Annotated in this window: 10 protein-coding genes; 5 read left to right on the top strand and 5 right to left on the bottom strand. The window is 68.3% G+C overall.

The features are described 5' to 3' along the window. Positions 1-45 precede the first annotated feature (45 nt). From QQX02_RS03695 to QQX02_RS03685, 3 genes are all read right to left on the bottom strand, one after another. A complete protein-coding gene (locus tag QQX02_RS03695; RefSeq protein ID WP_301141294.1) occupies positions 46-1,458 on the bottom strand; it encodes a class II fumarate hydratase in 1,413 nt (470 codons plus the stop codon). Positions 1,459-1,533: 75 nt separating this feature from the next. After that, positions 1,534-2,466, bottom strand: a complete 933-nt coding sequence (locus QQX02_RS03690) for a carbohydrate kinase family protein (protein WP_301141293.1) — start codon at positions 2,464-2,466, stop codon at positions 1,534-1,536. Next, positions 2,463-2,780, bottom strand: a complete 318-nt coding sequence (locus QQX02_RS03685; protein WP_301141292.1) for an exodeoxyribonuclease VII small subunit — start codon at positions 2,778-2,780, stop codon at positions 2,463-2,465. Before QQX02_RS03685 ends, QQX02_RS03690 begins: the two co-directional genes overlap by 4 nt. Before the next feature lie 90 nt (positions 2,781-2,870). Here QQX02_RS03685 and QQX02_RS03680 point away from each other — a divergent pair, with 90 nt between their 5' ends. Further along, a complete protein-coding gene (locus QQX02_RS03680; protein WP_301141290.1) occupies positions 2,871-3,311 on the top strand; it encodes a hypothetical protein in 441 nt (146 codons plus the stop codon). A gap of 114 nt (positions 3,312-3,425) precedes the next feature. Here the strand turns inward: QQX02_RS03680 and xseA are convergent, their stop codons facing one another. Then, a complete protein-coding gene (gene xseA / locus QQX02_RS03675) occupies positions 3,426-4,730 on the bottom strand; it encodes an exodeoxyribonuclease VII large subunit (RefSeq protein ID WP_301141288.1) in 1,305 nt (434 codons plus the stop codon). A 31-nt stretch (positions 4,731-4,761) separates the two neighbouring features. Between xseA and QQX02_RS03670 the strand changes: the two genes are divergently transcribed. Next, positions 4,762-5,745: a 4-hydroxy-3-methylbut-2-enyl diphosphate reductase gene (locus QQX02_RS03670; RefSeq protein WP_301141287.1), complete on the top strand. Its 984-nt coding sequence runs from the start codon at positions 4,762-4,764 to the stop codon at positions 5,743-5,745. 88 nt (positions 5,746-5,833) lie between these two features. On the opposite strand, the gene QQX02_RS03665 is transcribed toward QQX02_RS03670, so the two are convergent. Then, positions 5,834-7,162: a DNA recombination protein RmuC gene (locus QQX02_RS03665; RefSeq protein WP_301141286.1), complete on the bottom strand. Its 1,329-nt coding sequence runs from the start codon at positions 7,160-7,162 to the stop codon at positions 5,834-5,836. 299 nt (positions 7,163-7,461) lie between these two features. On the opposite strand from QQX02_RS03665, the gene QQX02_RS03660 reads away from it, so the two are divergent. From QQX02_RS03660 to QQX02_RS03650, 3 genes are all read left to right on the top strand, one after another. Further along, positions 7,462-9,240, top strand: a complete 1,779-nt coding sequence (locus QQX02_RS03660; protein ID WP_301141285.1) for an ABC transporter substrate-binding protein — start codon at positions 7,462-7,464, stop codon at positions 9,238-9,240. 148 nt (positions 9,241-9,388) lie between these two features. Next, positions 9,389-10,906 (top strand): ABC transporter permease, encoded by a 1,518-nt coding sequence (locus QQX02_RS03655; RefSeq protein WP_301141284.1) that lies wholly within the window; start codon positions 9,389-9,391, stop codon positions 10,904-10,906. 4 nt (positions 10,907-10,910) lie between these two features. Beyond that, a complete protein-coding gene (locus tag QQX02_RS03650; RefSeq protein WP_436968498.1) occupies positions 10,911-11,891 on the top strand; it encodes an ABC transporter permease in 981 nt (326 codons plus the stop codon).

The following is an 11,891-nucleotide window of genomic DNA, read 5'->3' as shown; positions in this document are numbered from 1 at the left end:
ATCGGCCGGGCTCACCCGCCCGATCGATGACAGAAGCGGTGTGGGTCAGCGGTCCCCGGTCATGGTGGTGACGTCCAGCAGCGCGTCGAGCTGTGCGACGGTGATGTCGCCGCGCTCCACGAAGCCCAGCGCGAGAGTGGCCTCGCGGACCGTGAGGCCCTCGGCCACGGCGTGCTTGGCGATCTTCGCGGCGTTCTCGTAGCCGATGACGCGGTTCAGCGGGGTCACGATGCTGGGGGAGGCCTCGGCGAAGCGCCGGGCGCGGTCGCGGTTGGCGACGATGCCGTCCACGGTGCGCTCCGCAAGAAGCTCCGAGGCGTTGCCGAGCAGTCGCATCGACTCGAGGACGCCCAGCGCCATGACGGGGATCTGGACGTTGAGCTCGAACGATCCGGACGCGCCCGCCCAGGCGACGGTCGCATCGTTGCCCACCACGCGGGCGCACACCATCAGCACGGCCTCGGGAATGACGGGATTGACCTTGCCCGGCATGATCGAGGACCCGGGCTGCAGGTCGGGCAGCTGAATCTCGCCGAGCCCGGTGTTGGGGCCCGAGCCCATCCACCGCAGGTCGTTGCAGACCTTGGTGAGCGAGACCGCGATCACCTTGAGCGCCCCGGAGACCTCGACCAGGCCGTCGCGGGCGGACTGCGCCTCGAAGTGGTCGCGCGCCTCGGTGATGGGCAGCCCGGTGTCCTCCGCGAGCAGCGCGATCACGCGCTCGGGGAAGCCGTCGGGGGTGTTGATCCCGGTGCCCACCGCGGTGCCACCGAGCGGCACCTCGGCCAGCCTCGGGAGGGCGGCGTCGAGCCGTTCCATGCCCCGGCGCACGGCCGCCGCGTAGCCGCCGAACTCCTGGCCCAAGGTCACCGGCGTGGCGTCCATGAGGTGCGTGCGCCCCGACTTGTAGACGTCGGAGAATTCGCTGGCCTTCGCCTCGAGCGACTGCGCGAGCCGCTCGAGCTGCGGCATGAGGTCGTTCACGAGCGTCGAGGTCGCCGCCACGTGCACCGAGGTGGGGAACACGTCGTTGGAGGACTGCGACGCGTTCACGTGGTCGTTGGGGTGGACGTCGTCGCCGAGCAGGCGGGTGGCCAGGGTCGCGATCACCTCGTTGGTGTTCATGTTGGAGCTGGTGCCCGAGCCGGTCTGGAACACATCGACAGGGAAGTGGGCGTCGTGCTCGCCTGAGGCGACCTGGTCCGCCGCGGCGATGATCGCATCGGCGATCGAGCCGGGCAGTACGCCCAGTTCCGCATTCGCCTGCGCTGCCGCCTTCTTGACCCGCGCGAGCGCCTCGATGTGACGGCGCTCGAGCGTGATCCCCGAGATCGGGAAGTTCTCGACGGCGCGCTGCGTCTGCGCTCGGTAGAGGGCGTGCGCGGGAACGCGCACCTCGCCCATCGTGTCGTGCTCGATGCGGTAGTCGGACGTGGCGTCGTTGCTCAGCTCGCTCATGGAGACATTGTCGCAGGAACGCGAGGCCGAATGGCCTCCCCTGCGGTGGTGTGGCGCCGTGACCGGCGCTGTCCGTCAGCCTTCGCCGAGCTCCGCTCGCGTGGGCGGGTTCGCGCCCGCCCGCGACACGGTGATCGCGCCGATTCGCGCGCACCGGTCGAGCACCCGCGCGAGGGTGGCATCGTCGATCGCGCGCAAGGCGTCGCGGCGCTCCGCTCCGAGCAGGCCAGCGCCCCACAGGCCGTCGATGAGCCCGCCCATGAACGAGTCCCCGGCTCCGACCGTGTCGGCCACCTCGACTCGAGGGGCACTCACGCTGACGCTTCTGCCGTCACTGAGGTAGGCGGTGGCGCCGTCGCCCCCAGTGGTGACGACCACGAGGCCCGGTCCGCTCGATGCCCATTCGCGCGCGAGGGTCTCGACCGTGGCGTCCGGGCGGCCGGTGAGCAGCCAGTCGAGGTCCTCGTCGGATGCCTTGACGACGTCGGAGAGGGCGATGACGCGTTCGATCGCGGCCAACGCGGCGGCCGGCTCGCCCATGAGGGCAGGGCGTGCGTTCGGGTCGTAGGTGATGGTCGCGTGGGTGCGTGCCCTCTCCAGGATGTCCAGCACCGCCGTGCCACCGGGGGAGAGCACCGCGCCGATGGAGCCGGTGTGGACCACGAGCGCGTCCACGTCGGCCACGGAGCCCGCGTCGATGTCCCAGGTCAGGTCGAACTCGTACGTCGCCGCGCCGGTGTCATCGAGCGTCGCGGCCGCGACCGACGTGCGGGGAGCATCGGCCGATCCCTCGACCAGAGTCACATCGGAGGCCTCGAGGTGTGCGCGCACCATCTCACCGTGCGGGTCCTGGGCGAGGCACGTCAGCAGAGAGACGTCGCGGCCCAGCCGCCCCAGACCGATCGCGACGTTCGCGGGCGACCCTCCCGGGTGAGTCTCGACCGTGCCATCCGGTCGACGCACGACGTCGACGAGGGCCTCGCCGATGACGAGGGCGGTGTCGGTCATGAGTGGTCCTCCTCGGGCCGCGCGGCGGCGTCGTCTGCGGTGTCGTCCGCGCCGGCGTCGTCCGCCGGAACGAAGCCGACGATACCGGCGTCGGCATCGTCATCCTGCTCCGTCTCGCCGCGCGCGTCGGTGATCCGGTCCCGGGCGCCCTCGAGGAGCTCCTGGCAGCGGGCGGCGAGCGCCTCGCCCCGTTCCCATAGGCCCACGGACTCGTCGAGCGTGGCGGCACCGGCTTCGAGCTTCGCCACGATGGCGATCAGCTCGTCGCGGGCCTGCTCGTAGGTGAGGGAAGAGACATCGTCGGCGTGAGACATATGCCACACGGTATCGCGTCATCATTGGGCCCCACGGCACTCTCATCACGTACCTAAGTGCAATCTCTCATCACAATGGGGTGACGACTGATGTTCAGTGAGAACTATTCGCGCCAAACCGCGCTCGCGAGCGTGGAGAAGGCGCTCGACCCGAATCTGACCGATGCGGAGCTCGCCACGCTGGCGAGGTCCGAGGAGGCGAAGGTGCGTGCGGCCGTGGCCCAGCGCCCTGCGACGCCGCTGACGACGCTCCTCAAGCTCGCGTCCGACGAATCTCCGACGGTGCGTGTCGGTGTGGCGCGCAACCAGCGGCCCAACATCCCGGAGGACCTTCACGACCAGCTCGCGCACGACAAGGTCGCCGACGTGGTCTACGCGCTCATCGAGAACCCGACCGTGCCTGACGCCGTGATCGGTCGTCTCGCGCGGCAGTTCCACAAGGAGTACGCGTCAGCTGCGCGGGCACGCCTCGCCTCGAAGGGCGGCGCCGCCAAGGTGCTGGGCCGACTGGGCATCGCGACCGCCAGCTGAGCTGACCGGCGGCCCCCGCGGAGCACTGAGGGGTGCCCTTCGCTCGAGCCCCGTGCTCGCGATGGCCACGCCGCGGGGGTCGTCTGCGGGCGGTGCGGTGGCGGAGCGTTGGCCTCAGGCGATGGTGCTGGGGGAGACGCTCGTCACCGACGCATCGGCCTCGCCTGCGGCGAACCGCAGGTGGACCGCGTCGCCACTCGTGAGGGTGGCGGCGTCCCGGATGACCGAGCCTGCCGCATCGCGGGCGATCGCGTAGCCGCGGTCGAGCGTGCCCTGAGGACTGAGCGCACGCAGGGCGGCGCCGAGCTCGCGGGTCGCGCTGTCCGCTCCGGCCAGGATCGCGACCAGCGCTCGACCGGCGGAGGTCCTGGCGCGCGCCACCGACTCCCGGTAGGGATCGAGCATGCGGTGCGGGTGCGCCAGGACGGGGCGCGACCGGAACTGGTCCAGGCCACGAGCCTCCCGTGCCACCAGCGATTCGAGGGCTGCCCGCATATCGCGGCGTGCCTGGTCGACGCCCGCGCGCTCCTGGACCGCATCGGGCACGATGCGCTTGCCGGCGTCAGTGGGCGTCGAGGCACGGTAGTCGGCGACGAGGTCGAGCACAGGGGAGTCCTTCTCGTGGCCGATCGCGCTCACCAGCGGGGTCTCGCACGCTGCCGCCGCGCGCACCACGCGCTCATCGGAGAAGGCGATCAGGTCCTCGAAGGAGCCGCCCCCACGTGCGACCACGATGACGTCGATGTCCGCGATCGCGTCGAGCTCCTCGATCGCCTGACTGACCTCGCGAACCGCGTGCTGGCCCTGGACCGAGACGCGGCGAATCTCGAAGGTCACCGACGGCCACCGCTTGGTCGCGTTCACCACGACATCGTGCTCGGCTTCGCCCTGGGTCGCGCACACGAGGCCCACCCGGCGCGGGACGAAGGGCAGGGGACGCTTGCGGTCGGCATCGAACAGCCCCTCGGCGGCGAGCGCCTCCTTGAGCGCCTCGATCTGCGCGAGGAGGTCGCCCACGCCCGCGTGGCGGATGTCCGCGGCGTCGAGCTTGAGGGCTCCCGAGCGTGCCCACCAGCGCGGCCTGGCCTGGAGCACCACGCGCGAGCCGTCGTCGAGCGGCGTGCCCATGCGGTCCACCACGGCGGCGAGGGCGGACACCCCGAGCGTGGCGTTCTCGCTCGGGTCGCGCAGGTCGAAGAAGACCAGGTTCTTCCATCGTGACGGCCGCAGCACCTGGCCCTCGACCCAGACCGGCCCCATGCGGTGCACGTACTGACCGATCTTGCCAGTGAGGTGGTGGACGGGCCACGGGCGCTCCGCGGTGGTGTCGGCGGCGGTGCCGGGCAGCCCCGCCGGACCACGTCCGGAAGCACTCGCCCCCTGCGGAGCGTTGTCGGGGGAGAGCGAACCGTCGGTCACGCCCCCTAGCGTGCCACGTAGGATGGAGAACATGCCTTCCCCCAATGACAAGCGCGTCCTTCTCGCGGCTCCGCGCGGCTATTGCGCAGGCGTGGATCGCGCCGTCATCGCCGTCGAGAAGGCCCTCGAGATGCACGGTGCCCCGATCTACGTCCGCAAGGAGATCGTCCACAACAAGTACGTGGTCGAGACGCTCTCGGATCGAGGCGCGATCTTCGTCGACGAGACGGACGAGGTCCCCGAGGGGGCCCGCGTGGTGTTCTCCGCCCACGGCGTCTCGCCCGCGGTCCGCAAGAGCGCCGATGTGCGCGGCCTGGTCTCCATCGACGCCACCTGCCCTCTGGTCACCAAGGTGCACAAGGAGGCCATCCGGTTCGCGCGCGAGAACCAGACCATCCTGCTGATCGGCCACGACGGACACGAAGAGGTCGAGGGCACCGCCGGCGAGGCCCCCGAGCACACCATCGTCGTGAACTCGCCCGAAGAGGCGGACCGCGTGGTGGTCCCTGACCCCGACAACGTGGTGTGGCTGTCGCAGACCACCCTCTCCGTCGACGAGACCATGGACACCGTGCACCGACTGCGCGCGCGCTTCCCGAACCTCCAGGACCCGCCCAGCGACGACATCTGCTATGCGACGCAGAACCGCCAGGTGGCGGTCAAGAAGCTGTCGCCCGAGTGCGATCTGGTCATCGTCGTGGGTTCCGCGAACTCCTCCAATTCTGTGCGCCTGGTCGAGGTGGCGCTGCAGGCAGGCGCCCGCTCGTCCTATCGCGTCGACACTTACAAGGAGATCGACGAGTCGTGGTTCGAGGGCGTCACCACCGTGGGGCTGACCTCCGGCGCCTCCGTGCCCGAGATCCTCGTCAAGGACGTGATCGGCTTCCTCGCCGAGCGCGGCTACGAGACCGTCGAAGAGGTGCGCACCGCGACCGAGGACCTGATGTTCTCGTTGCCCCGTGAGATCCGCGCCGACATGAAGGCCAAAGAGGCCGAGCGCGCCATGCAGGCCTAACCCCTGTCCGGCACTCAGTGTCAGGGCATGCCGGACAGAAGGTCAGAAGTCGCTAGAGGCGACCACCAGTGCCGGACAGGAGCGTGGGCTAGGCGCGGTCAGGGTTTTCCGATGTCCTGAGCTCCGGCGCCGTGAGCTCGCGCGGCTCCGTCGCCACCTGGTCGACGTCGGGCAGGGGAGCATCGATCTGCTGCATGTCGCGGAACTTGCGGGCGCTGACGAGCACGCGTGACTCGAGCGACGCGACCGTCTGGTTGTACGCCCGGCTCGCGCCCTCGATGGCGCGTCCCACCTTCGCGAGGTGCTCGCCCATGGTCGACAGCCGGTCGTAAAGTTCCTTGCCGGTGGACAGCACGTCCTGAGCGTTCTTCGCCAGCGCGTCCTCCTTCCACGCGTGCGCCACGGTGCGCAGCATCGCCACCAGCGTCGTCGGCGTCGCGATGAACACGCGCTTGCCGAACGCGTACTCCTGGAGGTCACCGTCCTGCTCGAGGGCGGACTGATAGAAGGCCTCTGACGGCACGAACATCACCACGAACTCGGGCGCCGACGGGAACTGCTCCCAGTACTTCTTGGCCGCGAGGTCGTCCACGTGCTTGCGGATGTGGCGAGCGTGCGCTCGCAGCCGGTCCGCACGCACATCCTCGTCGTCGGTCTCGAAGGCCTCGATGAGTGCCGACAGCGCGACCTTGGAGTCGACCACGATGGAGCGCCCGCCCGCGAGCTTCACGGTGAGGTCGGGCCGCTGCAGGCGGCCCTCGCCGTCGCGCACGGAGTCCTGCTCGGTGAAGTCCACGTGCTCGACCATCCCGGCCAGCTCGACCACCCGACGCAGCTGCACCTCGCCCCAGTTGCCGCGCACGTCCGAGCGACGCAGCGTGTTGATGAAGTCGGTGGTGCGCTTGTCGAGCTTGTCCGACGCCGCGAGCATCTGACGGACCTGCTCCGACAGTTGGGCATGGCCGCTCGCGCGCGCCTTGTCAGCCTCGGCCGTCTGCCGCTGCACCACGTCGAGGGCCTTGGCCATCGGCTCCACGAGCTGGCGCACGGCCTGCTCCCGCTTGGCCAGCTCCGCCTCGCCCGCCTGCCGCTCCCGTGCGAACCGTTCCCGGGCCACCTCGAGCAGCGACTCCTGACTCGCCTTCAGCGTCTGCTGAGACAGTGCCGCGAACTGCTGGCGCATCGTCTCCTGGTCGCCACGCACCTGTGCCACGTAGCGCTCGTGTGCGGCGGTGAGCTCCGCTTCGCGCTGGACCCACGCATCGGCCTGCCGCTGCGCCTGCTGCTCGAGCATGGCGACCCGTTCGTGCGCGATCGCTGCCCGCGTCTCGACCTTCGCCGAGCGCCGCGTCGCCAGGAGGTAGCCGGCAGCGAGTCCTGCGAGGAGAGCCGATGCGGCGATGAGGAGTTCGACCATGCCCTCACGCTCCCACGGGCCTGTGACGCTGCCCGCGCGACCCGCGCATCGGCCATGTGCAATCCGACGTCAACAGGCGACGTTGGTCCTAGATTCCACGGTCAGCGCACCGATACTGTGTGGCCTTAGTCACATTTTGGGCACGAAAGTCGGTACGGGCGGTACCCGAAACACGTTCGTTACCGAACTTTTCGTACTCTGGACGGCACCGCGGGGAAACTCCCCGTTGCCTTCACGCCCGCGTGCACGCTCGAACCCCGGGTCGACACACGCAGGCGTGTGAAGTGAGAGGACACAGTATGAAGCTCGGCAAGTTCGGGAAGGGTGCCGCCGTCGTAGCGATGGCGACCCTCGCCCTCGCCGCATGTACGTCCGAGGATCCTGAGGGCGACACGCCTGAGACCTCGGCGACCGAGTCGGCCGCCACCGGTGGTACCAACGACGACACCATCTACTTCTCGGCCGGCGAGGTCGAGTGGAACGGGTACAACGACCTCACGTCGGCGACCTACTCCACCTACAACTCGGTGGTCAACGAGCGCGTGCGCTCGGCCTTCACCTACTTCGGGCCCGACGCCTCGATCAACATCAACGAGGACATGGGCAACGTCGAGCTCATCTCCGAGGACCCGATGATCGTCGAGTACACGATCAACGAGGACGCTGTCTGGTCCGACGGTGAGCCCATCAAGTACGAGGACGTGCTGCTGACCTGGGCGGCGCAGTCGCTGTCCGACGGCGAGAACGAGGACGGCACCCCTGTCGCCCTGTTTGACCACGTGAGCGGCCTCGACTACGGCGACCGCGTGCCGGATGGCCCGCAGGGCGAGCCCGGCGGCAAGTCGTTCACCGTCGAGTACACCAACCCGTACCCGGACTACCTGCTGACCACCGTCATCGACTTCCCGGCCCACGTGGTCGCGGAGCAGTCCGGCATGACGCTCGAAGAGATGGTCACGGCGATCGAGGCCGGCGACGTGGAGGCCATGCGCCCCGCCGCCGAGTTCTGGAACACCGAGTGGATCTCGAACACCCCGGGCGAGCTGCCCGACCCGGCTATCGCGCTGTCCTCCGGCCCGTACACCTACGGTTCGTGGGAAGCCGGCCAGTCGATCACGCTGGTCCCGAACGAGATGTGGTGGGGCGACGCTCCCGCCACGCGCGAGCTCGTCTTCCGCTTCGCGTCTCCTGACTCGCACGTCCAGGCACTCGCCAATGGCGACCTGAACGTCGTGGAGCCTCAGGCGACCGTCGACACGATCGACCAGATCGAGGCACTCGGCGAGGCCGTCACGCTCGGCACGTACCAGACCCTCATCTGGGAGCACCTGGACATCAACCGCGGCGAGGGTGCATCCCTGGCCGAGAGCCCGGAGCTGCGCGAGGCATTCGCCATGTGCGTGCCCCGTCAGCTCATCGTGGACAACCTGATCAAGCCGATCAACCCCGACGCGACCGTGATGAACGCTCGCGAGGTGTTCCCGTTCCAGGACACCTACGAGGAGATCGTCTCGGAGTCCTACGACGGCCAGTACGACGAGGTCGACATCGAGGGCGCTGCGGCACTCCTCGAGGAGGCCGGCGTCGAGACGCCCGTCAACGTGCGCATCGGCTACTCGGGACCCAACCCCCGACGCACCGACCAGGTCGCGCTGATCAAGGACTCCTGTGACCAGGCTGGCTTCGAGATCGAGGACATCGGCAACCCCGACTTCTTCGCCGCTGGAGGCAACCTCGACACCGGTGACTTCGACGTCGCCCTGTTCGCATGGTCGGGCTCCGGCCAGATCACGTCCGGTCAGAACATCTACGCGACCGGCCGCCCGCAGAACTACATCAACTACTCCAACGAGACGGTCGACGAGGCCTGGGACGCCCTGACCTCGACGCTCGACACCGAGGAGCAGAAGGAGCAGACCAAGATCATCGAGCGTGCGCTCTGGGAGGACCTCTACAGCATCCCGATCTTCGCGCACCCCGGTGTCGCGGCGTGGGATTCCACCATCCAGAACGTCGAGCCCAGCTCGGCGCAGTCCGGTATCGTGTGGAACGCTGAAGAGTGGGTTCGTTCCGAATAAGAACGAGCTGACATCGCACTCGACCGGTGGGGTGGGGCACTCGCCCCGCCCCACCGGTCATGCATGAGTGGACAGGCGTGCCGTCGCTGATTGCGGCGCATCCAGTGTGGGGTCGCCCGACCACTCACCTCGAGAAAGTTCTGCATCTATGACCAGGTTTGTCCTCAGACGGCTGGCCGTATCGAGCGTGATCCTGCTCGTCGGTTCGCTGCTGATGTTCGTGCTCACGATCAACGCCGGCGATCCGCTGCAAGATCTGAGGGAGTCGACTGCGTCGAATCGCGACCAGTTGATCGAATCCCGTATCGACAACATGGGCCTCGACCTCCCGTGGTACCAGCGCTATGGCCAGTGGCTCTCCGGCGCCGCCGGCTGCATCATCGGCCAATGCGACCTCGGCACCGACCGTGCGGGCACAGACGTGATCGCCCTGCTGGAGCAGGCCGCCGGCGCGACGCTGCGCCTGGTGACCATCTCCACCTTCGCCGCCATCATCATCGGCGTGATCGTGGGTATCCTCACCGCCCTCCGTCAGTACTCAGGCTTCGACTACGCGGTGACGTTCCTCGCGTTCCTGTTCTTCTCCCTGCCCGTCTTCTGGGCGGCTGTGCTGCTCAAGGAGTACGGCGCGATCCGCTACAACGACTGGATAGCGGATCCACAGATATCCGTCATACAAGCGTTCGTCATCGGCGTCGTTCTCGCGTTCATCATGCAGGGAGTGCTGGGAGGCCGCGCGAAACGCCGGCTGCTCACCGCCGGCACGACGGGCGCCTTCGTCGTGATCGCCCTGCTGGCCTTCACGTACATCGGCTGGTGGCGCAACCCTGCGCTGGGCATCGGCCTGGTGCTCATCGTGTCCGTCGCGTTCGCGGTGGGCATCACGGCGCTGATCGCTGGCATCGGCAACCGACGAGTGCTCTACTCGACCCTCACCACCGTGGCGGTCGGCGCCGTCGTGTTCTTCGCAGTGGCTCCTCTGCTCGACGAGCCGAACTGGCTCATGCTGATCGGCCTGTTCATCTCCGCGATCGTCGTGGGACTCGTGATCGGGCGCCTGTGGGGCGGCTACTCCCGCGGAGTGTCCATGGCGCTGTCCGCCATCACGGCCGGGTTCATGGCCATCATGACTGCCGCTGACCGCTTCGTCTATGCCTGGGCCGGGTTCCTCGACCTCAAGCCGCGACCCATCTCCACGATCGGCTCGCAGACGCCCAACTTCGGCGGTGACTTCTGGGAGTCGGCTCTCGACCTCGGCACCCAGCTGCTGCTGCCCACGATGCTGCTGACGCTGATCTCGGTCGCCACGTACTCGCGGTACACCCGCAGCTCGATGCTCGAGACTCTCAACCAGGACTACGTTCGCACCGCCCGGTCCAAGGGCCTGTCCGAGCGCACCGTCATCGTCAAGCACGCCTTCCGCAACGCCCTCATCCCCATCACCACCATCGTCGCGTTCGACTTCGCGGCCCTGATCTCCGGCGCGGTCATCACCGAGGCCGTGTTCGGGTGGAAGGGCATGGGAGAGCTGTTCCGCAGCGGCCTCACGCACACCGACCCCGCTCCCGTCATGGCGTTCTTCCTCGTGACCGCGATCGCGGCCATCGTCATGAACCTGATCGCGGACATCAGCTACGCGTTCCTCGACCCCAGGATCAGGAGGTAGCGCCATGAGCGACGACCGCCGAGAGTTCTCGATGCCGCAAGCACCGGGACCGATGCCGGATGACACCGTCACCGTCGAAGCTGCCACCGAGCAGAAGTCCTACAGCCAGGGCCAGCTCGTGCGAAGGCGATTCTTCCGTCATAAGGGCGCCATGGTGGCGCTCGCCGTGCTGATCGCGATCACCCTGCTCGCGTTCACGTCCATCGGGATCGGACCGATCCCCGGCTGGTGGGGAAAGAACTTCACCGACACCGGCCCCATCCTGGACGGCGGCAGGCCCACCATCGGGTGGTTCACCCTCGGTGAGCACCCGTTCGGCCAGGACCAGACGGGACGCGACTTCTTCGCATTGACGATGCGCGGCACGCAGATCTCACTGACCATCGCGTTCACGGTGGGCTTCTTCTCGACGATCATCGGCACCATCATCGGTGCCATCGCCGGCTACTACCGCGGCTGGGCCGAGTCGCTGCTGATGCGTGCGACCGACCTGTTCATCATCATCCCGCTCCTCGTCCTCGCTGCGGTGCTCGGTCGCATCGCCGGTGACCAGGGCATCATCGTGCTGTCGCTCACGCTCGGGGCGGTGACGTGGACCTCTCTTGCCCGCCTGGTGCGAGGTGAGGTCCTGTCCCTGCGAGAACGCGAGTTCGTGACCGCGGCGCGCGCGATCGGGACCGGCTCCGCGCGCATCATCATGCGCCACATCCTCCCCAACACGGTCGGCGTGATCATCGTCGCCACCACGTTCGCCATCGCGGCGGCGATCCTTCTCGAGACGGCCCTCAGCTTCCTGGGCTTCGGAGTGCAGCCGCCGGACATCTCGCTCGGCTCGCTGATCGACCGCTACCAGACCGCGTTCACGTCGCGCCCGTGGCTGTTCTGGTTCCCCGGCATGTTCATCCTCGCGATCGCGCTCAGCGTGAACTTCATCGGTGATGGCCTGCGTGATGCGTTCGATCCGCGACAGAGCAAGGACGGTTGA

This window comes from Demequina muriae, assembly GCF_030418295.1.
GTDB classification, from domain to species: Bacteria; Actinomycetota; Actinomycetes; order Actinomycetales; family Demequinaceae; genus Demequina; species Demequina muriae.
This window is presented reverse-complemented; position numbering and strand designations above follow the sequence as displayed.